At 71.1% G+C, this 25,068-nt stretch carries 25 protein-coding genes; 5 read left to right on the forward strand and 20 right to left on the reverse strand.

Annotation, left to right across the window (positions count from 1 at the left end; genetic code table 11):
• Window positions 1-6: 6 nt before the first annotated feature.
• Complete coding sequence (locus IF22_RS0126135; RefSeq protein ID WP_030336478.1) at window positions 7-771, reverse strand: SDR family NAD(P)-dependent oxidoreductase; 765 nt, start codon at window positions 769-771, stop codon at window positions 7-9.
• A 320-nt stretch (window positions 772-1,091) separates the two neighbouring features.
• Between IF22_RS0126135 and IF22_RS0126140 the strand changes: the two genes are divergently transcribed.
• The 3 genes from IF22_RS0126140 to IF22_RS0126150 all read left to right on the forward strand — a co-directional run bounded on the left by IF22_RS0126140 (window position 1,092) and on the right by IF22_RS0126150 (window position 4,439).
• Window positions 1,092-1,952, forward strand: a complete 861-nt coding sequence (locus IF22_RS0126140; RefSeq protein ID WP_030336480.1) for a hypothetical protein — start codon at window positions 1,092-1,094, stop codon at window positions 1,950-1,952.
• A gap of 222 nt (window positions 1,953-2,174) precedes the next feature.
• Entirely contained in the window at window positions 2,175-3,077 is a 903-nt protein-coding gene (locus tag IF22_RS0126145; RefSeq protein WP_030336481.1) for a phytanoyl-CoA dioxygenase family protein, read from the forward strand.
• A 159-nt stretch (window positions 3,078-3,236) separates the two neighbouring features.
• Window positions 3,237-4,439 carry a low temperature requirement protein A gene (locus IF22_RS0126150; RefSeq protein WP_030336483.1) on the forward strand — a complete coding sequence of 401 codons (1,203 nt, stop codon included), beginning with the start codon at window positions 3,237-3,239 and terminating at the stop codon, window positions 4,437-4,439.
• Between the two features lie 28 nt (window positions 4,440-4,467).
• Here the strand turns inward: IF22_RS0126150 and IF22_RS0126155 are convergent, their stop codons facing one another.
• The 13 genes from IF22_RS0126155 to IF22_RS0126215 form a co-directional block, all read right to left on the reverse strand.
• Window positions 4,468-5,664: a low temperature requirement protein A gene (locus IF22_RS0126155; RefSeq protein WP_167337344.1), complete on the reverse strand. Its 1,197-nt coding sequence runs from the start codon at window positions 5,662-5,664 to the stop codon at window positions 4,468-4,470.
• Window positions 5,665-5,801: 137 nt separating this feature from the next.
• Window positions 5,802-6,599, reverse strand: coding sequence for an ABC transporter permease (locus IF22_RS0126160; protein ID WP_030336487.1), 798 nt, complete (start codon window positions 6,597-6,599; stop codon window positions 5,802-5,804).
• Window positions 6,599-7,519 (reverse strand): ABC transporter ATP-binding protein, encoded by a 921-nt coding sequence (locus IF22_RS0126165; RefSeq protein ID WP_030336489.1) that lies wholly within the window; start codon window positions 7,517-7,519, stop codon window positions 6,599-6,601. The genes IF22_RS0126160 and IF22_RS0126165 overlap by 1 nt, the downstream gene beginning before the upstream one ends.
• Window positions 7,516-7,887: a hypothetical protein gene (locus tag IF22_RS0126170; RefSeq protein ID WP_030336491.1), complete on the reverse strand. Its 372-nt coding sequence runs from the start codon at window positions 7,885-7,887 to the stop codon at window positions 7,516-7,518. Before IF22_RS0126170 ends, IF22_RS0126165 begins: the two co-directional genes overlap by 4 nt.
• On the reverse strand, window positions 7,887-8,483 hold the full coding sequence (locus IF22_RS0126175; protein WP_030336492.1) for a helix-turn-helix domain-containing protein: 597 nt from the start codon (window positions 8,481-8,483) through the stop codon (window positions 7,887-7,889). The genes IF22_RS0126170 and IF22_RS0126175 overlap by 1 nt, the downstream gene beginning before the upstream one ends.
• An 81-nt stretch (window positions 8,484-8,564) precedes the next feature.
• Window positions 8,565-9,206 carry an MOSC domain-containing protein gene (locus IF22_RS0126180; RefSeq protein WP_030336494.1) on the reverse strand — a complete coding sequence of 214 codons (642 nt, stop codon included), beginning with the start codon at window positions 9,204-9,206 and terminating at the stop codon, window positions 8,565-8,567.
• A 71-nt stretch (window positions 9,207-9,277) separates the two neighbouring features.
• Window positions 9,278-10,108, reverse strand: a complete 831-nt coding sequence (locus IF22_RS0126185; protein WP_030336496.1) for a carbohydrate ABC transporter permease — start codon at window positions 10,106-10,108, stop codon at window positions 9,278-9,280.
• Complete coding sequence (locus IF22_RS0126190) at window positions 10,105-11,091, reverse strand: carbohydrate ABC transporter permease (protein WP_030336498.1); 987 nt, start codon at window positions 11,089-11,091, stop codon at window positions 10,105-10,107. The genes IF22_RS0126185 and IF22_RS0126190 overlap by 4 nt, the downstream gene beginning before the upstream one ends.
• On the reverse strand, window positions 11,088-12,374 hold the full coding sequence (locus IF22_RS0126195; RefSeq protein WP_030336500.1) for a sugar ABC transporter substrate-binding protein: 1,287 nt from the start codon (window positions 12,372-12,374) through the stop codon (window positions 11,088-11,090). The genes IF22_RS0126190 and IF22_RS0126195 overlap by 4 nt, the downstream gene beginning before the upstream one ends.
• Window positions 12,375-12,623: 249 nt before the next feature.
• A complete protein-coding gene (locus IF22_RS0126200; protein ID WP_030336502.1) occupies window positions 12,624-12,908 on the reverse strand; it encodes a GlsB/YeaQ/YmgE family stress response membrane protein in 285 nt (94 codons plus the stop codon).
• A gap of 670 nt (window positions 12,909-13,578) precedes the next feature.
• A complete protein-coding gene (locus tag IF22_RS0126205; RefSeq protein ID WP_030336503.1) occupies window positions 13,579-13,863 on the reverse strand; it encodes a GlsB/YeaQ/YmgE family stress response membrane protein in 285 nt (94 codons plus the stop codon).
• A gap of 455 nt (window positions 13,864-14,318) precedes the next feature.
• Window positions 14,319-16,196, reverse strand: a complete 1,878-nt coding sequence (lepA, locus tag IF22_RS0126210; RefSeq protein WP_030336504.1) for a translation elongation factor 4 — start codon at window positions 16,194-16,196, stop codon at window positions 14,319-14,321.
• A 116-nt stretch (window positions 16,197-16,312) separates the two neighbouring features.
• Window positions 16,313-16,849: a DUF4240 domain-containing protein gene (locus IF22_RS0126215; RefSeq protein WP_030336505.1), complete on the reverse strand. Its 537-nt coding sequence runs from the start codon at window positions 16,847-16,849 to the stop codon at window positions 16,313-16,315.
• 61 nt (window positions 16,850-16,910) lie between these two features.
• Between IF22_RS0126215 and IF22_RS0126220 the strand changes: the two genes are divergently transcribed.
• Window positions 16,911-17,897, forward strand: a complete 987-nt coding sequence (locus tag IF22_RS0126220; protein ID WP_245233741.1) for a phosphotransferase family protein — start codon at window positions 16,911-16,913, stop codon at window positions 17,895-17,897.
• Window positions 17,898-18,231: 334 nt separating this feature from the next.
• Window positions 18,232-18,498, forward strand: a complete 267-nt coding sequence (rpsT, locus tag IF22_RS0126225; protein WP_030336508.1) for a 30S ribosomal protein S20 — start codon at window positions 18,232-18,234, stop codon at window positions 18,496-18,498.
• A 170-nt stretch (window positions 18,499-18,668) separates the two neighbouring features.
• Here rpsT and IF22_RS0126230 read toward each other — a convergent pair whose 3' ends face one another.
• From IF22_RS0126230 to IF22_RS0126255, 6 genes are all read right to left on the reverse strand, one after another.
• On the reverse strand, window positions 18,669-19,058 hold the full coding sequence (locus tag IF22_RS0126230) for a hypothetical protein (protein ID WP_030336509.1): 390 nt from the start codon (window positions 19,056-19,058) through the stop codon (window positions 18,669-18,671).
• 29 nt (window positions 19,059-19,087) lie between these two features.
• Window positions 19,088-20,068, reverse strand: coding sequence for a DNA polymerase III subunit delta (gene holA, locus IF22_RS0126235; protein WP_030336512.1), 981 nt, complete (start codon window positions 20,066-20,068; stop codon window positions 19,088-19,090).
• 135 nt (window positions 20,069-20,203) lie between these two features.
• Window positions 20,204-22,543, reverse strand: coding sequence for a ComEC/Rec2 family competence protein (locus IF22_RS0126240; protein WP_245233743.1), 2,340 nt, complete (start codon window positions 22,541-22,543; stop codon window positions 20,204-20,206).
• Window positions 22,544-22,653: 110 nt separating this feature from the next.
• Window positions 22,654-23,490, reverse strand: a complete 837-nt coding sequence (locus IF22_RS0126245; protein WP_030336517.1) for a ComEA family DNA-binding protein — start codon at window positions 23,488-23,490, stop codon at window positions 22,654-22,656.
• Between the two features lie 185 nt (window positions 23,491-23,675).
• Complete coding sequence (locus IF22_RS0126250; protein ID WP_030336519.1) at window positions 23,676-24,050, reverse strand: VOC family protein; 375 nt, start codon at window positions 24,048-24,050, stop codon at window positions 23,676-23,678.
• Window positions 24,051-24,291: 241 nt separating this feature from the next.
• A complete protein-coding gene (locus IF22_RS0126255) occupies window positions 24,292-25,065 on the reverse strand; it encodes an SDR family NAD(P)-dependent oxidoreductase (protein ID WP_030336521.1) in 774 nt (257 codons plus the stop codon).
• Window positions 25,066-25,068 lie beyond the last annotated feature (3 nt).

Consider the following 25,068-nt stretch of genomic DNA (forward strand, 5'->3'; position numbering starts at 1 on the left):
CTCGGCTCACCAGGCGGTCGCGCCGCCGTCGACCGGGTAGTTCGCCCCGGTGATGTACGACGCCCGGTCCGAGGCGAGGAAGACCACCAGCTCGACGACCTCCTCGGGGCGCGCGAAGCGCTTGAGCAGCGTCTTGGCGGTGATGGCGTCCCGGGCCTCCTGGTTGTCACCGAGGTCGCGTTCGCTGGCCGGGGTGAGGGTGGGCCCGGGGCTGACCGCCACGGCGCGGATCCCGTGCGGGGCGCCTTCGAGCGCGAGCTGTCGGGTCATCCCGATGATGCCGGCGTTCGCGGCGGTGTGACCGACCATCGGCGGCACGTGGCCGCCGATCGTCCCGGCGATGGAGGCGGCGCTGATGATGACGCCGCCGCCGCGCCGGACCAGGTGCGGCCAGGCGAACTTCGACACGAAGTACGGAATGTCGAGTTCCCCGGTGATGGTGTAGCGCCAGTCCGCCACGGAGAAGTCGGGCATCGGGCCGAAGCGGAGCGCTGCCGCGTTGTTGTAGACCACGTCCAGTCCGCCGTAGGCGGCGGCAGCGTCGTCGACGAGCGTGCGTACCTGCTCGGGGTCGGTGAGGTCGACCGGCGCGATGCCGGTCATCTCGCCCCCGGCGCGGCGGACGAGGTCGACCGTCTTGTCGTTCGCGGCGACCTGGAGGTCGGCCCCGACGACCTTCGCGCCCTCACGGGCGAACGTCAGCGCCGCGACGCGGCCCAGACCACCCCCGGTGCCGGTGATCAGCACGACCTTGCCGTCAAGCGTTCCCATGACACTCCTCCTCGTTCGGTGACCGACTCGCCCAGGTGGTGGCGGTCGGTCGGATTGACATGTCAACAGGGATAAGTCCTTGACTGGTCAATCGCTTCCCGCCATCGCGCACCCGGTGACACTCCCGACAGGCCGGCACCGGGCACGTGACAGAACCAGCGAGCAGGTGAGATCGCCACCGAAGCGGGAACGTCGCCAACCGGTACGCGACAACGGAGCCGACCCGAACCGGTCCGAGGCGCCCGAGTCGGGCCCGAACCGCTCGGACGACCCGGAGGGGGCGTGCGGGGACGTACGCTTGGCGGACTGTCGATCTGGGGGTGTGGGTGCGAACTCGGGCAACCGTGGCGGGTGGAGTGGTGCTCATCCTCGTCGCCGTGATCGCGATCTGGCTCGTCGTACGGCAGGTCGGCGACAACCTCACGCTGCCGCTGGTGGCGCGGAAGTGCACGGTGCAGGCCGATGGTCGGGTCGCGCTGGACGCCGACCAGATGGCCAACGCGGCGACCATCGCGGCGATCGGCGCGAAGCGTGGCATGCCCGAGCGGGCCGTCGTTGTCGCGCTCGCCACCGCGTACCAGGAGTCCGGATTGCGCAACCTCGCTGACGGCGACCGCGACTCGGTCGGCCTGTTCCAGCAGCGACCGAGCCAGGGCTGGGGCACCCCGGCGCAGATCCGCGATCCGCGCTACGCGGCCAACCGGTTCTACGCGGCCCTCAAGAAGGTGCGCGGCTGGGAGAAGATGCGCGTCACCGATGCCGCCCAGCGGGTGCAGCGCTCGGCGTTCCCCGAGGCGTACCAGAAGTGGGCCGACGACTCCGAGGTGCTCAGCCGGGCACTGCTCGGCGACGCCAGCGGCGCTGTCGCCTGCACCGTGGGGCGCACCCCGGCGATGTACGGCGCGGCTGCGGCGGCGCAGCTGACCCGCAACCTGGTGCTGGACTGGGGATTGAAGGGCACCGACCCGACCGACCCGACGGGGTTGGCGGTCACCCCGGGCGACCAACGCGACGGCTGGCGGTACGCGCACTGGCTGGTGTCACACGCCCAGGACCACGGGGTGAAGCGGGTTCGCTTCGGCGACCTGGAGTGGACCGCGCGCAACGGCTCGTGGGGCCGGGTGGACGGGCAGCAGAGCCCGGCCGGTCAGGTGGTGGCCGAGGTGTTCAACGAGGGTTGACCCGACCCGGATCTCCTAACCGGCAGTGACCGCACAATCCGGCAAAATGCATTAAACCCGGCTATTGATCGCCTTGATCTCACTCTGTGCGTTTCTCTCGCTGCGTGGGGTCCCGCTGCGACCCAATCCCCCAACACACCCTCCCCGATGCCTGGGCCACCGCGTTACGATCGGCGGCCTGTGCCAGAAAAGGTTTCACCTCATGGGGAGGGGTACGACGCGGTGTTCGATTACGGCGACCGGACCGGTTACGAACCGATCAGCGACATTGACCGCAAGGAGTTCCACGAGCAGGGTTTCCTCCTGCTGCGCAACGTCCTGACCGAGGACCACCGGGCGGCGCTGGAGGCGGCGGTCGACCGCGTCTACGCGGAGGAGCAGGCGAAGGGCACCACCAAGAAGGACGGCACCCTGCACCTGCTGGGCTTCCTGGAGCGCGACGAGCTCTTCGGTGAGCTGCTGACCCACCCGATCGCCTTCCCGTACATGTGGGGGCTGGCCGGCTGGAACATCTACACCCACCACAACCACCTGGACGTCACCCCGCCGGCCGCCGAGCCGGAGAAGCCGTACTGGGGTTGGCACCAGGACGGGTACCGGCAGAACTCCGACCCGGAGACGATGGACCCGAACCTGCCCCGGCCGATGTTCTCGCTGAAGGTCGCGTACGTGCTGTCGGACCTGTCCGAGACCGGCCGTGGCGCCACCAAGGTCATCCCGGGCAGCCACCTGTGGAACTCGCTGGACCGTCCCAAGGACCTCAGCGTGCACAACCCGGACCCGGAGGGCACGGTGGAGATCACCGCCAACCCGGGCGACGCGTTCATCTTCGACCGCCGGCAGTGGCACTCGCGCTCGACGAACCTGTCGACCATCACCCGCAAGATGCTCTTCGTCGGCTACACCTACCGGTGGATCCGTCCGCTGGACGAGCTGCACCCCGACGTGAACGGCGAGTGGTACCGCAACCGCACCCCGGTGCAGCGTCAGCTGATCGGTGAGGGCACCCACACCGCCAACTACTGGGGCATCAACTGGGACGGGTACGTCGACGACGAGATCCCGCTGCGCAAGGAGCTCAAGGAGCGCGGTCTGCTCGACCGCAGCATCCCCTGGCTGCGCTGATCACCTGCGTCTGAGAACGGCCCCCGCCATCGCTGGCGGGGGCCGTTCCCGTATCCGCTTCCGGGCCACCGGGCGCCGCGGTGTCGGTAGCGTGACGGGTAGGCAGAGCCGGGGCGCAGCGCCTGGCCGGGGCGCGGGGTGGCACAGGAGGCAGCCGCAGTGACGTCCGCTCCGCTCCCCCGGATCCTCCGCCGTCGCGGCGAGCCGGAATACCCGACCTTCCTGGAACTCTTCTTCGACCTGGTCTACATCTTCCTGCTCTCCCGGCTCTCCGCCAGCCTGGGCGAGGACCTCACCGTACGGAACGCGGCGCAGACCGCCGTCCTGCTGCTGGCCGCCTGGTGGGTCTGGGTGCTCACGGCGTGGCTCACCGACCTGTTCGACCCCCGACTGCCGATCATCCAGGCGACCGTCCTGCTGGTCATGCTCGGCACCCTGCTGATGGCGATCGCGACACCGCACGCCTTCGGCAGGTACGGGTGGCTCTTCGTCGCCGCGTACTTCGGCATCCACCTGGTCCGCGACGCCGTCCTGATCCCCGGCACCCGGGTCAATCGTCCGATCCAGGCCCGGAGCATCAGGGTCTTCTTCTGGTTCGGCGTGACCGTGGCGCCCTGGGTGGCCGGGGTGTTCGTGGACGGGACGGCTCGGCTGGCGCTCTGGTCGCTCGCGGTGGTGGTCGACCTCGGCTCGGCACGGTTCGGCTGGCCGACGCCGGGGCTGGGGCGCACCGAACTCGCCAGCCAGATCTTCACCGGGGTGCACCTCTCCGAGCGGCACCGGGCGATCTTCATCGTCGCGCTCGGCGAGTTGATCCTGAGCACCGGCATGGGGCTGGCCGGCAGCGGGTTCACCGCCGGTCAGGTGACCGCGAGCGCAGTCGCGTTCGTCAGCGCGGTCCTGCTGTTCCAGCTCTACTTCCAGCGCGTCCAGCGGATCCTGGCCCCACCGAGCGTCACGACCGTGGAGAGGGTCCGCTCCGGCACCTCCACCTCGTACACGCACCTGGTGATGGTGGCCGGGGTGGTGTTGGTCTCGACCGGCACCTCGATGGTCATCGCTCGGCCGTCCGGTCACACCCCGGTGGATGTGATGGTTGCCATCCTCGGCGGCCCGGCGCTGTTCCTGCTCGGCAGCGTGCTGTTCGATGCCGTGGTGACGGCCCGGATTCTCTGGTCCCGGGTGCTGGCGATCGTGCTGCTGGCGGGCGTGTTGCTGGGCGCGCTTGTCGCGCCCGGCGCGTTCCGGCTGCCGCCGTTGACAGTCCTGGTGGTGGCGAACCTGGTCCTGCTGCTCACCCTGGCCGGGGAAGGCCTGGCTGCACGGCGCAGACCGGCCGAGGTCACCACGGCGGCCCGATGAGAGGTCGCCCCACCGGCCGCGCGGAGTCTCACCCCAGCATCGGCGGCGCCGGGGTACGGGTGTGTCGTCGGGTGCTGGCCAGGTTCGCCACGGCGATCAGGGCCAGCACGATCATGGCGAGCAGGGCGACCAGGATCGGCGGCAGCACGGGCGTGGCCGGCGCCAGGCACCCCAGCAGCACCACGCCGGCCAGCCGGGAGCGCGAGATGCGTCCGAACACGGTGAAATCGAGGAGGCCCCGGCCGAGCAGGTACAACGCGGGGCTGCCGAGGATGACAGCGGCCCACGACGGCGGGGTCTCACCCAACGGTCGATTCACCACGAGGTCGCTGGTGACCGCCGCGCCGGCGATGCCGGCCACCATGATCAGATGGGTGATCGCGGCGGACTGGGTGAACAACGCCGGGTCGGTCGACCGGACGATCGCGTCGGTCAGCAGCTCACCGGCGCGGTAGATGTAGATCCGCCACATCAGCACCACCGTGCTGAACACCACGAGCAGCGCCCAGGCGCTCTCCAGCGTGTACTGGCTCCTGCTGAAGGTCGTCCCGGTCACGAAGATCGACACCCCGAGCGCGATGATGACGAACTGCCGGTAGCGCTCGGCCACCCGCGCGTGGACCAGCCGCCAGTCCCGGGGTCGTGAGCGGCCGATCCGGGGTAGCGGCCAGCCGCACACCGCCCCGACGTACTCGACGACGACCGCGAGCGCCCAGATCGGCAGCTGGCCCGAGCCGCCCACGAGCGCCCCGCCGATCCATCCGACGGCGGTGATGGACTTCCAGGTCTGGATCCGGATCGTCGAACGCCGCAGGGGCCAGCCCTTCGAGACGACAACGGCGTAGTAGGCGGTGGTGCTGAGGGGAATGATCACGAAGGTGATCGCGAAGAGCAGCGCACGATCGCCGTACGCGTCGGCCGCGGTCGCCGCCAACAGCAGACTGGCCGCCGCCACCCAGATGAGATGCCCCTGCCCTGATGGACGGCTCAGGTCGATGGTGTCCGCCGTCCACACGGTGAGCGCCCAGATCATCGTGAACGCGAGCAGCAGCACCAACGCCTCGGCGAGGCCGGTCCAGGTCAGGTCGTTGGCGAGCATGTTCGCCAGGGTGACCAGCGCGAAGACGTAGACGAGGTCGAAGAAGAGTTCCAGAAACGCCGGACGTTCCAGGTCCGGATCGGCGGGTGCCGCTGCCGTGGCGCCGCCGTCCGTTGCCATCGACATCGCGCTCCACCCGGCCTCCACCGCACGCCCCCAAAGGGGACAATACGGGCAACTGCTCGGGCTCGGCCCTGTCATCCGTTTCTTACCGTCCGCCGGTCACCCCGACACTGGCGTGTCGTCCCGGCGGCACGGGACGGTCAGGTGACGTCCCGGCGCAGGGGCAGCAACACGGCGATCGCCGAGGCGGCCACCGCGTACGCGGTGAGCAGGAGAGCCCCGGCCGCCGGTGGGAGGAGGTGGACGGCGCCGCTGCCGAGTTCCGCGGAGATGGCGTCGGCGACGTAGGTGAAATCGGTGAGCGCGGCGGTGGCTCCGCCGGGGAGGATCGGGTACAGCGTGTTGACGCCCGGGATCATCATCAGCACCGGCTCCCCCACGTACAGATAGCCGGTCACGACACACAGCGCCGCGATCTGGTGGTGGACGAGGGCGCCCACCCCGGCCCCGAGGAGCAGGTAGACCACCATCGCGACGGCGATACGGCCGAGCAGCGCCAGCACTGTGGTGGCTGGCAGACCGAGTGCGACGCCGCGGGCGGCGGCGACGGCGAACAGCGCCACCGCGGCGGTGCCCGCGAGGACGAGCCCATAGGCGAGACCGACCACCGCGTACGTGGCGAGTTTGGCGGCGAGCACCCGCCCACGGCGCGGCGCGAACAGGAAGGTGACCGCGGCGGTGTGGTGTCGGTGCTCGGAGGTGACCGCGAGGGCCCCGGCTGCGGCCGGCACGAACGCGGTGTAGCCGAGGATGCCGAGGATCGCGCGGAGGCCGGCCTCGGTGTCCAGACCGGGCATCGGCGGGTCGAAGTTCTCCGGCCCCGCCAGCGCCATGGCCCCGAACATGCCGCCGCCCAGCGCAGCGGCGGCGAGCAGCAGGCCGCCCCACATCCGGGTGGCCAGCAGCCTGCGGAACTCCGCTCTGATCAGGAGGTTCATCAGCTGACCGCCTTGTCCCTGGTGAGGTGGAGGAAGAGTTCTTCGAGGCTGGTGGTCTCGACGACCAGCTCGTGCACCCGCACGTGATGGGCGGCGGCGAGGTCGGCGAGGCCCGGCGCGTCCAGCCCCCGTACCCGCAGCCGGTCGGGCCCGGCGGCTTCGACGTGCGGTGCCGGGCCGCCGTTGGCGGGGCCGGCCGTCAGGACGGCAGCGAGCGCGGCCGCGTCGGGTGAGGTGACCAGCACCGCCGGCGGGCCGGCGAGCTGGGAACAGGGCCCGGCGGCGACGAGTTCGCCACGCCGGATCACCACGACGTCATCCACGAGCTGCTGGATCTCGCCGAGCGCGTGGCTGGAGATCAGGACGGTACGGCCCTCGTCGGCGAACTGGCGCAGGAAGCCGCGTAGCCATGACACGCCCTCCGGGTCCAGGCCGTTGCCGGGCTCGTCCAGCAGCAGGACGCGGGGGTCGCCGAGCAACGCTGTGGCGAGGTTGAGCCGCTGCCGCATGCCCGTGGAGAATCCTCGGGTGCGCCGGTGTGCGGCCTCGGCGAGGCCGAGCATGTCGAGCAGGTCGGTGACGCGGCTGTCCGGGTATCCGCCCATCGCGGCGTAGACGCGCAGGTGGTCACGGGCGGTGTGTCCACTGTGGAACGCGTTGGCGTCGAACACGGCGCCGACCGTGCGCGACGGCCGGGCCAGTTGGCCGTACGTCCGCCCGCCGATCGTGGCGGTGCCACCGGTCGGCGACACCAGCCCGGTCATCATGCGCATCGTGGTGGTCTTGCCGGCGCCGTTCGGGCCGAGGAACCCGGTGATCACGCCGGGTCGCACGGTGAAGCTCAGATCACGCACGGCGGTGACGTCACCGAAGCGCTTCGTCAGGCGCGACACCTCGATCGCGAGGTGGTCGCCGGTCACGCGCGGGCCGCCATGGCACGCGTGATCGCCTCCACGAGGCCCGGCGCGGCGGGGCTGGAGAGCACCACCTCGTCGAACTCGCCGTCGAACGCCGCCCGGTCCAGAACGAGGTGCAGCCCTGGTTCCGCCCGGCGGGCCGCCACGAGCTGCCGAGGACCCCCGTACAGGCCCCACACTCCGATCTTGGCGAAGCCGGACACCACGTATCCGCGGCGTGCGCCACGGGCCAGGCGGAGCGGGCTGTCCACCAGGGCGACGTGCCGCACCGCGGTGAGGGGCGGTGCGAACCGCTCCCGCCCGACCCAGACCCGCTCCCATCCGGTGAATCGAATGTCGATCACATCGTTGGTCACCATGACCGATGCCATCAGTCTTCCCCTCTCGTCGTGTCGGAGTCGTCAGTCGACGCGGGTGCGCGCCTGTCGACCGTCGGCAGATCGGTGGGCAGCAGGACGGTCGCCAACAGTCGCGGTATCCGCCCGCCGCCGGGTTGGTTGCCGAGCAACGGGCCCACCAGTGCGTTGAGCCCGGCGGCGAACTCGCCCAGTTCGGCGTCGGTCAGGTGCAGCACGAGTTGCTGGTAGCCCACGCCGTCGGCGGTGAAGTCGATCCGCTCCCGGGTGAGATAGCGGGAGAACTCCGACAGCAGGCTCGACATGAACGCCGTGAAGTAACGGGCGTGGTCCTCCCGCGTAGCCGTGGCGAGGGCCGCAGGGTCGAGCGTCGCGCCGCGCGCGGGCAACGCGTACACCCGCTCGACGGCACCGCGCACCCTGCGTTCATCGATCACCTCGACCAGCCCGGCCTTGACCAGGATCGCCAGGTGCCGGTACATCGTGGCCTGTGGGACATCGGGCAGCAGCTCAAGCAGGCCCTGCGTGGTCAGGCGGGTGCCCGCGACCGCACGCAGGATCCGGATCCGCACCGGGTGCAGCGCCAGGTCCGCCCAGCGTTCTCTCGACATCTCCACGCCCGAACGTTATCACTATTGATAGTGATAACAAAGCGTGGCGTTCCACCCGGGTGGGCCCTTCGGCCCTCGATGTCAGTTACGGGTGGCGAGACGCCGGCGGACCTTGTCCCGGATCGACTCCGGCAGGTCGGGTGCCTCCAGCAGGCGGGGCAGCAGCTCCGGCTCTAGGGTGGTGGCCCGAAACACCTCACCGATGGTCACCCCGTGCGCGGGCCGGTCCACCACGTCGACCGGGTCACCCGGGCCCACCTCCCCCTCGCGAAGCACCCGCAGGTAGGCACCGGGCAGCGCCCGGACGGTGAACCGCTTGATCAGATCCGGTACGCCCCAGAAGCCGGCGAAGGTGGCGCACGGCGTTCGCGGCTTGGTCACCTGGAGCACTGCCGATCCGACCTGCCACTGCTCACCGATCACCGCGCCGGTCAGGTCCACCGCGTACGTGGTGAGGTTCTCGCCGAAGCCGCCGGGCCCGATACCGCGCCCCAGTTCGGTGGCCCACCAGGCGGCGTCCTCTTCCGCGTAGGCGTAGACCGCCTGGTCCTCGCCCCCGTGGTGGGCCCGCTCGCCGATGAAGTCGCCAACCACCCCGTCGACGCGGAACAGCACAGGCGAGTCCACCGACCGCTTGTCGATGCCGCTGCGCCCGCTCGCGTCGCCGGCCCACTCCGCCTCGGTCACCACGCCGAGGTTCACCGCTGCCACCCTGCCCGTCATGACGGTCAGCCTAGCGGGGGCCGGCGGGGTCGACCCGCCCTCAAGATCGTCTACCGGTACCGGGGCGACCCTCAGCCCTTGACGGCGCCGGCCACCAGACCGGAGACCATCCGACGCTGCACCAGCAGGAAGAAGATGATGACCGGCAGGGTGAACAGGGTGGACGCGGCCATCACCGGACCCCAGTTGGTGTCGTCGCGACCGAAGAAGAAGGTCATCGCCACCGGCAGCGTGTAGCTGCCCTGGTCGTTGATGAACGTCAACGCGAAGATCAGCTCGTTCCACGCGGTGATGAAGGAGAAGATGCTGGTGGCCACCAGGCCGGGCGCGACCAGCGGGAAGAGCACCCGGCGGAAGGTCTGGGCCCGGCTGGCCCCGTCGATCGCCGCCGCCTCCTCCAGCTCCTTCGGCACCGCCGCGACGAAGCCGCGCAGCATCCAGACCGCGAACGGCAGCGAGAAACCCAGGTACGTGAGGATCAGGCTGGGCAGGGTGTTGTAGAGCCCCAGCCGCTGGATCATCAGGAACAGCGGGATGACCAACGCCTCCAGCGGGATCATCTGCACCACCAGCAGCATGATCAGAAAGCTGGTCCGCAGCTTGAAGCGGAACCGGGCCACAGCTGTCGCGGCGAGCAACGCCACCAGACCGCTGAGCACCACTGTCGAGACGGCGACGAGTGCGCTGTTGAGGAAGAAGTCGAGGAAGCTGACACCGGGGATCAGGTTGCCGGTCAGGATCTCCCGGTAGTGCTCAAGCGTCGGGTGGGTCGGCACCGGCTGCGGGGTGGCCGAGAAGATCTCCCTGCTCGGCTTCAGCGAGGTGGAGATCATCCAGTAGACCGGGAACGCCGCGAAGAGCGCGACCAGCAGCCCGGCGCCGTTGAGGGCGACCTTCTTCACGACTCGTCCTCCTGCCTGAGCACCATGCGTACGTAGAAGCCGGTGACCACCAACAGGATCAGCGTGAGGATGACCGCGATGGCCGCGCCGAGCCCGTACTTCGGCGGCGGAGAGAACGCTTCGGCGTACGAGTAGATGGCAAGCATGAACGTCGGCCGGTCCTGGGTGCCGCCGGCCAGCACGAACTGCTGGGTGAAGACCTTGAAGTCCCAGATCGTGGAGAGCACGATCAGGATTCCGAAGACCGGGCGCAGCAACGGAAAGGTGATCTTCCAGAAGACCCGCCACGGGCTGGCGCCGTCCACCCGGGCCGCCTCGTGCAGCTCACTCGGCACGCTCTTCAGCCCGGCGAGCACGCTCACCGCGATGAACGGGAACGAGTGCCAGACCACCACCAGCGTGAGGATGGCGAAGAAGAGCAGTGGCGAGTTGAACCAGCCGTAGCCGGTCCAGTCGCTGCGCCCGAACAGGCCGTTCGAGAGCCCGTCCGGCAGCGCGTTGAACAACCAGGTGACCAGGCCGCTCGTATCGTCGAAGATCCACTTCCAGACGATGGTGCCGGTCAGCGCAGGCGTGGCCCAGGCGAGCATCACGCAGCTCGCCACGAACGTCGCCATCTTGCGACCGAGCCGGTTGAGCAGCAACCCCACCAGGGTGCCGAGCACCATCGTGAGCAGCACGTTGGCCGCGGCGAACAGCACCGTGTTGCGCAGCACGGTCAGGAAGAACGGATCGGAGAGAATGTCGGTGTAGTTACCGAGCCCCACCCACGGCCACTCCCGATCGCCGCGTAGTTGCCGGACGCTGTTCAGCCGGTAGAAGGACATCACCACCACCTGGCCGAGCGGCCAGAGCAGCAGCACCCCGATGATCAGCAGGGCGGGCAGGAGCAGCAGGTAGGGCAGGCGGTCCACCCGGCGACGGCGCCGCGCGGGGGTGTCCCGCGCGGCGGCCGCCTCCGGCACCTCGGTCAGCGTGCTCACTTGGCGTTGAGGATGCTTTCCATCTCGGTGGCCGCGTCGGCGGTGGCCTTCTCGACCGTCTTCTGACCCTTCATCACCGAGCTGTTCATCGCCTGGGTCACCGTCTTCGTCCGGCTGACCTCCACCCACTTCGGGGTGAGCGGCGTGAGCTTGGTGTTCTGCATCGTGGTGGCGAACGCCGCCATCACCTTGTCGTTCGCGTACGCGTCACCGGACACCAGATCCTGGTAGACCGGGAAGAAGCCGAGGCTGCTCGCGAAGCTCTGCGCGTTCTTCTTGTTCAGCAGCACGGTCAGGTAGTCCCAGGCCAGGTCCTGCCGCTCGCTGTCCTTCCAGATCGCCACGTCCGAGCCGCCCGCGAAACCGGGCGCCGCCTTGCCGTCCGGGCCGGGGATCGGGAACGTACCCCAGACCTTCTCGATCTCGGGGTTGTCCTTCTTGATGGCACCCTGCTGCCAGCTGCCGGCGAAGGCCATCGCGGCCTTGCCGGTGGCGAACTGGGTACGCGCGTCGATCTCGTTCCAGCCCGCGGCGGCCGGCGGGGCCACCTTGTGGACGGTCACCAGGTCGGTCCAGAACTTGACCGCCCGCTGCGCCTCCGGCGTGGTGTAGCCGGACTTCCAGGTGCCGCCCTGGTTGCTGGCGATCTCACCGCCGGCTCCCCAGAGGAAGGAGTAGAAGGGCAGCTCGGAGTTGCCCGGCAGGGCGATGCCGTAGGTGCCCTTCTTCTTCGCCTGCACGGCCTTGGCCACGCTGACCAGGTCGTCCCAGGTCTTCGGGGGCTGCACGCCAGCCTCGGCGAACCAGTCGGTGCGGTAGTAGATGGCCCGCACACCCGCGTACCAGGGCACGCCGTACTGCTTGCCGTCGAGCTGCGCGTTACGCACCAGGTCGGGCAGCAGGTCCTTGCCGTCCGCCCAGCCACCCATCCGGCTGCTCACGTCGGCGAGCGCCTCCTGGGCGGCCCACCCCTGGGTCTCGGTGTTGCCCAGCTCGGTGATGTCCGGTCCCTCACCGCCGGCGAGCGCGGCCTGGAACTTCTTGGGCGCCTCCAGCCAGGGGATGTACTGCACGACCACATCGGTGTCGGGGTGCTTCTGACGGAACTCGGCCTCGACCCCGTCGAGGAAGGAATTCTGCGCGTCCCCGCCCTCGCCCATCATCCAGACCGTGAGCTTGCTGTCGTCGGCCGCGTCGTCGCCGGAGCCCCCACAGCCGGTCAGCACCATCGCGGCCGAGGCCACCATGGCGGTGACCGGGGCCAACCGCTTCCACCTGTTCACGCCACTTCTCCCCTCGCGCCGCCTGGAACTAACCTTCTCCGCCGCACCCTAGTACGGAGAATTCCTTTACGACAGTGGGTGGCGCTGGCCGAAGCGTGGCGAACGTACCGCAGCGCCCCACCGGCGGGCACTCCGACGTCGGGCCAAAGTTGGGCGCTTCAACACGAAAGAGCGCCCGGCGTGGCCGGGCGCTCTTTCGAGTGGTGCTGTCCCACCGGTGGTGGGGTGTTACCAGATGATGCCGGGTCGTTATCGGGTGATGCTGCGGCGGCGACCCACGCCGGCCACCAGCGCGACAGCGATCGCGGCCACCACGACCTGCACCAGCAGCTCGCCCCAGTCGACACCGTTGGTCTCGGTCGCGATGCCGATGGCCCGCGCCAGGACGGTGCCCAGCAGTGCCGCACCGACACCGATCAGCAGGTGCAGCCAGATCGGCATGTTCTGCCGGCCCGGAACGACCAGGCGGCCGAGCGCGCCGACGATGAGACCAACAACGATCGCAGTGATGATGCCCCACACGGTGAGCTCCACGGCCACCCTCCTTCAAGAATGTCTGACACACGGTGCGTGTGCTTCCTGTCGTGACCGTTAATTGCCCGACCCACCCAAATTCCAAACCGACTTCACTCACCAAACGATCACGATCTGGCCGACAGGAGCACGTTCCACCGCAGGCCCCGACCCCCGCCCACCGCCCACCGGCCTCCGGACACCGGACACCGGCCCCGGCCTCCGGGCACAGACAACCGGCACGGGCCACCCGGCCCATTCCCGGCCAGCCCGGCCACCGGGGACCCACCCACGACCACTGGCCGCGTTCAACAAGGGGTCGCCGCATTCGGCGGTGTCGTCGTTCGACCGGAGCTGGCAGAGATACGGGGCTGCGGCGTGCCAGTGCGGCGACCCGGAACCCCCGGCTCCCCCGGGAACCGAAACGATGACCGCGGTCCGGCTCGCCGCACGCCTGGCAAGTCGCCAGCAGACTCGGGAGGCTGCGCCGCGTAGACCGCGAGCTGCACGCCGCGGACCTTCGGCCGCACAGACAGACATCGGGCCGCCTGCCGAAACGTCGGGCGGGAGGCCGTCGCGACGGTACGAAGACGGCGACGCCCACCCGTGGCGGGCGGAACGTCGATGGGCGCCCGACCTGTCGGCCGGGCGCCCATCGATGGTGTCGCTGGTAAGGGTTGGTGCCGTGGTGTTACCGGGTCACGCGGCGGCGGCCACCCACACCGGCCACCAGCGCGACAGCGATCGCCGCGACCACGACCTGCACCAGCAGCTCGCCCCAGTCGACACCGCTCGTCTCGGTCGCGATGCCGATGGCCCGCGCCAGAACGGTGCCCAGCAGTGCCGCACCGATACCGATCAGCATGTGCAGCCAGATCGGCATGTTCTGCCGGCCCGGGACGACCAGACGGCCGAGCGCGCCGACGATGAGACCAACAACGATCGCAGTGATGATGCCCCACACGGTGAACTCCACGGTCGCCCTCCTTCTAAGAATGTCTGACACACGAGCTGTGTGCTTCCTGTCGTGACGGCTAAGTGCCCGGCCCCCCGAAAACCCAAACCGACTCACCCCGAAGAAGAGCGTCACTCGTCGATGCTCCAGCGACGCGTCGATTGGCCCGTGAGTGCGTCCACACAGGTAGGAGGCGGTTTCGTCGACCCACCGACCCGACGACAGCGACGGAAAAAATTGCCGCACCGACGGTCGCACCGCCGCACCACAGCGCCGAGCCCCAGCACCCCGCGCCCCAACACCCGCACCACAGCGCCCCGCGCCACAGCGCCGACGCTCCCAGCACGAAGCACCCCGCCCCCCGCGCCAGTGGAGACGGTGCCGACGCCGACGCCCACACCACGCGGGGCGACCGGGACGCCCTGAAACGCGACGCGCCCGGGCGTGTGACACCCGGGCGCGTACAGCGTCGTGAACTACTTCTTGCCGGCGGCCTTGCCGTCGCCGGAGTCGGAGGAGAGGGCGGCGATGAAGGCCTCCTGCGGCACCTCGACCCGGCCGACCATCTTCATCCGCTTCTTGCCTTCCTTCTGCTTCTCCAGCAGCTTGCGCTTGCGGCTGATGTCACCGCCGTAGCACTTGGCGAGCACATCCTTGCGGATCGCCCGGATGGTCTCGCGGGCGATGACCCGGCTGCCGATGGCCGCCTGGATCGGCACCTCGAACTGCTGGCGCGGGATCAACGTGCGCAGCTTCGCGGCGATGGTGACGCCGTAGTTGTACGCCTTGTCCTTGTGCACGATGGCGCTGAACGCGTCCACCGGCTCGCCGTGCAGCAGGATGTCCACCTTCACCAGGTCGGACGCCTGCTCGCCGGAGGGCTCGTAGTCCAGCGACGCGTAGCCCTTGGTGCGGCTCTTCAGCTGGTCGAAGAAGTCGTAGATGATCTCCGCGAGGGGCAGCGTGTAGCGCAGCTCCACCCGGTCCGCGGAGAGGTAGTCCATGCCGAGCAGGGTGCCGCGCCGGCCCTGGCACAGCTCCATCACCGCGCCCACGTAGTCGTTCGGGGTCAGCACGGTGGCCCGGACCACCGGCTCGTACACCTCGGCGATCTTGCCGGTGGGGTACTCGCTCGGGTTGGTCACCACGATCTCCTCGCCGTCGTCCGTGATCGCCCGGTAGACGACGTTCGGGGCGGTGGAGATCAGGTCGAGGTTGTATTCGCGCTCCAGCCGCTCCCGGATGATCTCCAGGTGGAGCAGGCCGAGGAAGCCGCAGCGGAAGCCGAAGCCGAGCGCGCCGGAGGTCTCCGGCTCGTAGTCCAGCGCGGCGTCGTTGAGCTTGAGCTTGTCCAATGCCTCGCGCAGGTTCGGGTAGTCGGACCCGTCGATCGGGTAGAGGCCGGAGTAGACCATCGGCTTTGGGTCCTTGTAGCCACCCAACGCCTCGGCCGCCGGCCGGCTGTTGATGGTGACAGTGTCACCGACCCGGGACTGCCGGACGTCCTTCACGCCGGTGATCAGGTAGCCGACCTCGCCGACGCCGAGCGCCTCGGCCTTGACCATCTCGGGTGAGATGACGCCGATCTCCAGCAGCTCGTGCACGGCGCCGGTGGACATCATCTTGATCCGCTCGCGGGCGCTGATCCGACCGTCGATGACGCGGACGTAGGTGACGACGCCGCGGTAGACGTCGTACACCGAATCGAAGATCATCGCCCGGGCGGGCGCCTCGGCGTCGCCGACCGGTGGGATGAACTGCCGGACGATCTCGTCGAGCAGGTGCGGGACGCCCTCGCCGGTCTTGCCGGAGACCCGGATGCAGTCGGCGGGGTCGCCGCCGATGAGGTGGGCCAGCTCCTCGGCGTACTTCTCCGGCTGCGCGGCCGGCAGGTCGATCTTGTTGAGCACCGGGATGATGCGCAGGTCGTTCTCAAGGGCCAGGTAGAGGTTGGCCAGGGTCTGCGCCTCGATGCCCTGGGCGGCGTCGACCAGCAGCACAGCGCCCTCGCAGGCGGCCAGCGACCGGGACACCTCGTAGGTGAAGTCCACGTGCCCCGGGGTGTCGATCATGTTGAGCACGGCGTGCTCGCCGGCCCGCTCACCCTCGCGGATCGTCCACGGCATGCGGACGGCCTGACTCTTGATGGTGATGCCGCGCTCGCGCTCGATGTCCATCCGGTCCAGGTACTGCGCGCGCATCTGCCGGGGGTCGACCACGCCGGTGAGCTGCAACATCCGGTCGGCCAGGGTCGACTTCCCGTGGTCGATGTGGGCGATGATGCCGAAGTTCCGGATGCGACCGGGGTCGGTGGCACCAGGGGCGTTCGCGCCGGGATCGAGCTTCGGTGGCACAGCGGTCCGTTCTGGTCGGCTGACGTGAACAGGCCGGCGCGCCGCCGACCCCCTCTATGTTCCCACGCCGCCGGGGTGCCCCCACTGCGCGGGCGATGGATCGGCCCGAGAACCCCTCACTCCATCGGCGGCTCGACGAAGAGCGCGGCCAGCCGGGGCAGCCGCCGGCGCGCCTCGTCCTCGTCGTCGAAGTCCCAGAAGTCGTTGAGGTCGGGCGTCCGCACCGGGTCACGGTCCGCCGGCAGGTCGGTAGCGGTGGCCTTGCGGTACGCGTCCCAGGGCACCGAGAGCATCTGCTCGGCGGAGAACTCCTCGCCGGTGAGCGAGGCCGCCCGCACCTGGGGCAGTTCGGCCAGCGAGTCCGGTTCGGCGACAGCGCGGGCGAAGACGGCACGCCCCTGCGTCATCAGCCAGCCCCGGAAGTGTTCGAAGCCGTCGGCCGAGGCACCACCGTTGATCAGGTACGCCGCGCCCCACAGATCCGCCTTGTGCGAGGCGGCGAGCACCCGCGTCTGATGCCGCGCGTACCCGATGATGTCCTCCGGGTCGCGCTCGGCGAGCAGCGCGACGGCCCGCGCGGCGACCGGGCCGGGCTCACCACCGCCGCCCGCCCGCGCCTCGTCGATCAGCTGCCAGAAGTCCTCGGTCCTCATGGCTTGGCAGTCTGGCAGTGCCGCCGCGCGTCGTGCACGTACCCCAGGGCAGCATGGTGGGGTGTCCTCGCCCCAACTGCCGCCGGTGCCGTACCACGCGAGCGCCCAGCGCCCGTCGTGGCCGGCGTTACCGGCGGCGCTGCGGGCCGCGGTCGCGGACCGGCTCGGCGCGCCGGTGGTCACCGCCCGGGTCGCGGGCGCGGGCTTCACCAGAGGTTTCGCCGCCGTGCTCGACACCGCCGACGGTGCTCGGGCCTTCGTCAAGGCCGCACCCGCCGCCGAGCAACCGCATCTGGTCGACTGGTACGCCCGAGAGGCCGCGATCCTCGACCGGCTGCCGGTGGACCTGCCGGCGCCCCGCCCCCGGTGGACCCTCTCCGCGGCCGGCTGGTTCGTGCTGTGCACCGACGCCGTCGACGGGCACACCCCGAGCCTGCCCTGGGTGCCCGCCGAGCTGGACGCCACCCTGGCCGGGTACGCGCAGATCGCCGCCGCCCTGGCCGACCCGCCGGCCGAGCTGACCGCGCTCGGCCTGCCGCGCCTGGCCGACCTGGCCCGGTCGGACATCCTCTGGTGGGAGGAGGTCGCCGCCGGTCGCGAGCCGACCCCACCCCTGCCCGCGCCGCTGCTGGCCCGGCTGCCCGAGCTGGTGGAGTTGGAGTCGCTCCTCCCCCGGTACGCCGCCGGGGCGACCGGTCTGATCCACGGCGACCTACGGCTCGACAACGTGTTGATCGGGTCGGACGGCCGAGCCTGGTTCTGCGACTGGACCTGGGTCTGCTCCGGGCCCGCCTGGTTCGACCTGGCCGGCCTGCTGCTCACCGCGTACGCCAGTGGGCTGGACGCGGACCGGCTCTTCGCCACGCACCCGGCGTGCGCGGGCGCGCCCGCCGACGCGTTGGACGCCGCGCTCGCCGCGCTCGCCGGCTACTACCTCACCGGCGCCACGTCCGCACCGCCCACGGCCTCGCCGCACCGGCGCGCACACCAGCGATGGAGCGGCGAGCAGTCGCTCAGCTGGCTGGCCGACCGCCAGGGCTGGCAGTGACGGCGGCCCGGCGGCCCCGGCGGCCCGGCGGCCCCGGCGGCCCGGCGGCCCCGGCGGCCCGGCGGCCCCGGCGGCCCCGGCGGCCCGTGATCGACTCGGGTTTCTTGAAGTCGGGCTGTCAGCCGTGGTCGGATGGCCCGGTTTGCAGGAAGGCGAGTGGATCAAGCGTCGAGCGTCCGGATGAGCCCGCGAACCGGGCGGAGGCGGTTTCGGCCGAGCCGTTTTGGCTCGTCCCGGGCGACCTGGTAACCTGGCTCTTCGCGCAGCGGTGACGCATGTTCGTCATCATGCGCAATAAGCTGACCAACCCGAGCTATCAAGACGAGGCTGTCGCGTGGCGAACATCAAGTCCCAGATCAAGCGCAACCGGCAGAACGAGAAGGCCCGGCTGCGCAACAAGTCGGTCAAGTCGTCGCTGAAGACCGCCGTCCGGAAGTTCCACGAGGCTGCCGAGGCCGGTGACGTCGAGAAGGCGACCGCGCTCATGCTGGACGCCTCTCGCAAGCTGGACAAGGCCGTCAGCAAGGGCGTGATCCACTCCAACCAGGCCGCGAACCGCAAGTCCGCGATCGCAAAGCGCGTGGTGGCGCTCTCCGCCTGACGACTTCACCGTCAGACTGATTCGGAAAGCCCCGGGCCCAGGCCCGGGGCTTCCGTGTGTCCTGGTAGTCGTCGGTCGGCCGACGTGCCTCCTCGAACAGCGCCGGCCCAGCGGCCGGCCGGGCTTCTCCGGGCCGGCCGTTCGGTGCGGGCCCCTGCCGGGGTCGGTGCTCAGTCTGACGGGTTGGCCCGCCGCTGCGGTGGCGGCGGGTCGGCGGTGATCACCACGCCGGGAACGCTGTGCGAGATCCACTCCACCCGGGCTCGGCCGACCACCGGTTCCATCTGCCGGCGAAACCGGTCCCGTTCCTGCTCGGGTACGAGCGCGGCGGAGCGGACCACGACCGCGGCCACCATGTCGTTGAGCTTGACCATGGCCGCCACCACGACCGGCAGCACCAGCACCGCCCACCAGCTGACCAACTCGGCGAGGGCGAGCAGGACCGCCAGGGCGATGGCACCCTCGAAGAAGAGGAAGCACAGCACGCCACCGGGGTTGACGAACCGCAGGCCGAGGAGCCGGGCGTAGAGCGGCCGGTACCGCTCCTCGTCCACGGACATGGTGGCCCACACTGGGCGGTTCGCCCCCGTCACCTGGTGCTGCCCTGCCGGGCCGCCGCAACCGAGAAGACCGCACGTTCCAGGGCGTACGCCCGGTCGTCGGACCCGCCCTTGACGGCCGCGTTGCACTCGGCGGCGACCTGCATGGCCCGGACCAGTCCCTCCGGCGTCCAGCCCCGCCCCTGTCGCTGCGCCCGCTCGATCTTCCAGGCGGGCATGCCGAGGCTGCTGGCGAGCTGGTACGGGCTGCCCCGCCCGGCCGACGCCACCCGGGCCACCGTCCGCACCCCGTCGGCCAGCGCGTCGGCGATGGGCACCGGGTCGACCCCGACGTGCAGGGCCCACCGCAGTGCCTCGAGCGCGGCCGGCACGTCGCCGACCATTGTGGCGTCCGCCACGGTGAAGCCGGTCACCTCGACCCGACCCCGGTAGTAACGGGACACCGTCTCGGCGCTGATCCGCCCATCGGTGTCGGCGATCAGTTGGGAGCAGGCGGCGGCCAGCTCGCGCAGGTCGTTGCCGACGGCGGCGATGAGCGCCTCGGCGGCGTCGTCGGTGCACTTCCCCCCGGCCCGGCGGATCTCGTCACGGACGAAGGCCACCCGCTCGCGGTGCCCCTTGAGCTTGCCGGCCGGGACCACCGTTGCGCCGGCCGCCCGCAGGCCGTCGGCGAACGCCTTGCCCTTCGCGCCGCCCAGATGCAGCACCAGCAGTTGGACGTCCGGGTCGGGGTTCTTCGCGTACGCCAACAGCGCGGCGACCAGGTCCTTGCGGGCATCCTGGCCGGAGCGCAGGATCAGCAGCCGCCGTCCGCCGAACAGTGAGGGGCTGAGCATCTCGGCGATCTCACCGACGGTGAGCGCACTGGCCTGGTACTCGCGGACGTCCACCTCGGGGTCGACGCCGCGAACCTTCGCGACAGCTTCGGTGACCGCGCGCGTGGCGAGCAGTTCCTCGTCACCGAGGACGAGCAGAATGGGGGCGAGGCTGGCGGGGGTCACGTCGCCCATATTCGCACGGCCTGCGGCGGGATCGTGCCTGCTCATTCGCTGCTTGGTCGGCGCAGCCCGCACACAGTGCAAATCAAGACATCTAACTCAATTCCCTCCTTAATCCGCAAATCGTTCATCGAATCGGAGTGCGGCTCAGGGCTGCCGGCCCGCGGGCAGACCTCGCCGGGCCACCGCCAGACCGTTGCCCGTTCGGACCGCCGCCACATCGCCGTCCGTGTCGGTGCGCAGCACCCGGACGCCGCCGCTGTTCAGGCGGGCGAGCAGCCCCGGGCTCGGGTGCCCGTAGGTGTTGCCGGTGCCCACCGGCACGAGCGCCACCGCCGGCCGCACCGCGTCGAGGAAGCCCGGGTCCTGATACGCCGAACCGTGGTGCGCGACCTTCAACACGTCCGCCCTCAAGTGGCCGGGCGCCGCCCGGGTCACCATCGCGTGCTGCTCCTCGGTCTCCGCGTCGCCGGCCAGCAGGATCCGCACCCCGGCCACCGTGGCGCGCAGCACCAGTGAGTTGTTGTTCGGGTCGGATCTGGTCCCCGCCAGCGGGTACGGCGGGCCGAGCACCAACAGGTCGACCCCGCCCACGGGATGGCGAGCGCCGGCCACGGTGGTCAGCAGCGCGGCCCGCCCGCCGGTGGCCGCCGCCCGGACCAGGTCCCGGCCGCTCTCCGGGTCCGTCGATGACGGCGTCAGCACGGCACCCACCCGCCGCCCCCGGAACACCCCGGCCACCCCGCCCACGTGGTCCACGTGAAAGTGGCTGATCACCAGCAGCGGCACCTCCCGCACGCCGAGCCGACGCAGGCAACCGTCCACCGCACCTGGTTCCGGCCCGGCGTCCACCACCACGGCCCGGCCGCTGCCGGCCGGAAGCACCACGGCGTCGCCCTGCCCGACCGCACAGGCCACCACCACCCAACCGGCGGGCGGCCAGCCGGCGGCCACCAGCCGCACCGGCAGGGCACCCAGCACCGCGGCGACACCGACCACCGCGACCAGCCGGCGGACGAGTGGTCGGCGCACCGCGATCAGCAGCGCGACTGTCAGCCCGGTCAGCAGCAGGGCCCCCGGCACCCCACCCGGCCACGGCAGGGTGCCGCCCGGCAGCCGAGCCCCCTGCCGGGCGATGAGCACCAACCACCAGGCCGGCCAACTCGCCAGCCACGCGACGAACCCGGCACCGGCCGGCCAGATCGGCGACACCAGTGCCGCCAGCACGCCCAGCACTGTGGCCGGCGCGATGGCCGGCACCGCCAGCAGGTTCGCCGGCACCGCCACGAGGCTGACCGTGCCGGAGATGCCGGCGACGACCGGGCCGCAGGCAAGTTGGGCGGCCGCCGGCACGGCCAGCGCCTCGGCCAGCCCTGTCGGTACGCCTCGCCGCCGCAACCCGTCCCGCCAGCGCGGCGCGAGCAGCAGCAGGCCACCGGTGGCCAGCACGGAGAGCGCGAACCCCGGGTCCCCGGCCAACTCCGGGTCGACGAGCACCAGCACGGTCACGGCAGCGGCCAACGCGGGCAGCGCCGCCCGAGGACGACCGGCGGCGAGCGCGGCGAGCCCGATCGCCCCCATCGTGGCGGCCCGTACGACGCTCGGCGACGGGCGGACCAGGATGACGAACCCCACCAGCGCCACCGCACAGAGCGCGGCGGCGAGCCAGGGACCGGCCCGTGCCCACCGGGCCAGCAACAACACCGCACCCACCACAATCGCGACGTTGGAGCCGGAGACCGCGTTGAGGTGGGTCATCCCGGTGGCTCGGAAGTCCTCCTCGACGGCGGGCGGTAGTCGGCTGGTGTCGCCCACCACCAGACCGGGCAGCAGCCCACCGGGGTCGTCGGGCAGCGGCGCGCAGGCGCGTTGCAGGCCGGTACGCAGCACCCCGGCGGCCCGCTGCGCCCAGGACGGCGCGCCGTGCCGCTGCGGTGGACTGTTGGTGCTGAGCACCGCCGCGGTGAGGTCGCCTCCGCGCGGAACGCCGAGCCGGCCGTCGGCGGTGAGGCGCTGCCCGGGCAGCAGGCCCCGCCAGGCCGGGTCGGTCGTCAGCACGAGCAGCCGCACCGACGCGTGGATCCGCCGGCCGTCCGGGCCGGTGAGCCGGACCAGCTGCGTCGACACCAGCAACATGCCCGGCCGACCGGCGCTCCGGATCGGGCGGGGGTCGTCCCGGACGACAAGGTCGGCGGTGACCGGAGCCCGTTGCTCGGCGAGGGCCCGGATCGGCGGCGCGTCGCGGACGGCGAGCCGGGCGGCGGTGGCCGCACCACCGCAGACCACACCGAGGCCCACCGCCACCGCCACCCACCCGTAACGCCGCACCACGGCTTGGGGACCGCCGAGGCGGCCCAGCAGGTGCCCGGCCCCAACCGTCGTCAGCCCGGCCGCCGTGCCGGCCACCAGCAGCACGGTGCGGCTGCCGAGGTGCAGGCCGGCGAGCGCGGTGAGCCAGGCCGCCACGGCGAGCCCCGCCAGTCGCAGGTCCGGCGGCTCGGATCCGGCCCGACCAGCCGGGGGCGCGGTCTGCGACTGCTCGACCGGAGGGCCGGGCTGGGCGATGCGAGGCGGCGGTGGACCAGCGGCGGGCCCGCTCACACCGTCACCAGATCCTTGAGCTGCTCGTAACGGGCATCGCCGATCCCGTCGACCTGGCGTAGGTCGCCGACGGACGTGAACCCGCCGCGCTGATCCCGGTGGGTGAGGATGCGTTGGGCGAGCACCGGACCCACCCCGGGCAGTGCGTCGAGCTGCGCCAGCGTCGCGGTGTTGAGATTCAGCGGCCCGACGGCGGATGCCGCACCGCCCGCCGCCGGCCCGGCCGCGCCGCCCGGCACCGGCGGTGGTGTCACCCCGACCACGATCAGCTCACCGTCGGTGACCTTGCGGGCGGGGTTGAGCAGCGCCACGTCCACCCCGGGCAAGGCGCCCCCGGCCGCCTGCACCGCGTCAGCGAGACGGGACCCGGCCGGTAGACGTACCAGACCGGGCTTGCGGACCTTGCCCGCGACCGCCACCACCACCTCGCCGGAGCTGGACACGCTGGGGCCACCCGACGGTGCAGCCGACGCGGCGTCGCTGAGCAAAGGGGCGACCGGTTCCGACTGTGGCCGGGCCTGCCAGGCCCAACCTGCCGCAGCCAGGACCACCACCACGGCGACCACCGCCAACGCCCGCACACCGCGTCGCCCGGGGTCGAACGCCCCCGGGCCGGGCAACCGCGACCCGGGTGGGAGCGCGAGGCCGCCCGACGCCGGCTCCGCGACCGGCGCGGCAGGCTGGAAAGGCAGCCCGTCCGCAGGCAGCGCGCCGACCAGAGACGACGGGGGTACGCCCGTGAGCGGCGCCGCCGGCCGGGGCGACGGCGCGACAGCCGCCTCCGTCAGCCGGCGCAGGCGCTGGCGTACCTCTGTCTCCTCGTCGTGCGACACAGCGCGACGCTATGGCGGCGGCCGGGACGGTAGAGGGTGACGACGGCATCCTGTGGACAACCACCCCCACTGTGGACAACGCCCTGATCATGCCCCGATCTGCTATGGCGGAGCCGAATCGCCGCGCGTGGCCTGGGTAACCGGGCTCCAGACCACGCGCATGCTGAGGGTGACGCCGTCGCCCCCTACAGGTACGGCCGGGTGATGATCTCGATGGCGTGGCCGGCCGGGTCGAAGAAGTAGAAGCCCCGCCCACCGTGCTCGGTGTTGGTCTCCCCCTCCCGCTTCAGCTGCGGGTCGGCCCAGTACGTGATGCCACGCCCCTCGACGAACGCCAGGCACCGCACGAACACCTCGTCGTCGACGAGGAACGCGTAGTGCTGCATCTGGATGTCCACCGGCGGCTCGGCGAACTGGAGCAGTACGCCGTCGTCCAACCGCACGTTGGCGAACGGCCCCCACGAGGGGGCCTCCGGCAGGTCGAACAGCTCGCGGTAGAACGCGGCCGAGGCGCTCTTGTCCTTGCTCGCGATGATGGTGTGGTTGAACGTGACTGTCATGCGTACGGTCTTCTTTCCGGTCGATCCGATGACCCGACCGCAGGCCCACAGCGTTCACCCAGCCACGCAGATGACGAAGCCCCGGGGGCACCGACGCCCCGGATCCCGCACGAGAGACGCGGACGACGCGTCGATCTCGGCGTGGTGGCTGAAGTAGCCAGAACCTCCGGGGGGTAGGCCCATCTGGGGCGCGCACGGAGGCTAACACAGCGGCGCGGAGCAGCTGCCCCCCGAGAACCTGTCAGCGGGCCTCCGGGTCGAGGCCGAGCACGGCCCGTCCCCCGTCCACCGGCAGTGTCACCCCGTTGATGAAGCTCGCCGCGGGTGACAGTAGGTACGCGACCGCCTCGGCCACCTCGTCGGTACGCCCGATCCGGCCCACCGGGTGCAGCCGGTTCAGCTCGGTGGTGATCCACTCAGCCTGGGACGGCTCCTGAGCGGCCAGGAACTCTGCGTGCCGTTCGGTGGCGATCGAGCCGAGCGCTACCGCGTTGGCGCGGATGCCGTGCCGTCCGTACTCGACGGCCAGCGCCCGGGTCAGCCCCTCCACGGCGGCCTTCGCCGTCGCGTACGGCAGCGCACCGGGCACCGGTCGGCGGGCCTGGTGCGACGAGACGTTGACGATCGCGCCGCCGCTGGCGTGGGCCAGGAAGTGGCGGACGGCGACCGCGGCGCCCACCACCGCCGGGCGCAGGTTCACGGTGATCAGGTCCAGCACCGTGTCGGCCGACGCGGAGTGCAGCGCGGCGTCGCGGAACACCGCCGCGTTGTTCACCCAGCCGGTCAGCGGCGCGGCCCGGTCCGCCAGCTCGACGGCGCGTTCGGCCACCTGCTCGTCGGCGGCGTCGCCGAGAACCGCGACGAGCCGATCGGCGGCCGGGTGGCCGGCCAACCAGTCCACAGCCTCGGCGTCGCGTTCCAGGACGACGACGGTGGCACCGGTGGCCACCAGCCGTTGCACCACAGCCCGGCCGACACCGCGCCCACCCCCGGTCACCACGTACGACGTGGGCACTGC

It is taken from the genome of Micromonospora parva (assembly GCF_000718515.1).
GTDB lineage: Bacteria > Actinomycetota > Actinomycetes > Mycobacteriales > Micromonosporaceae > Micromonospora > Micromonospora parva.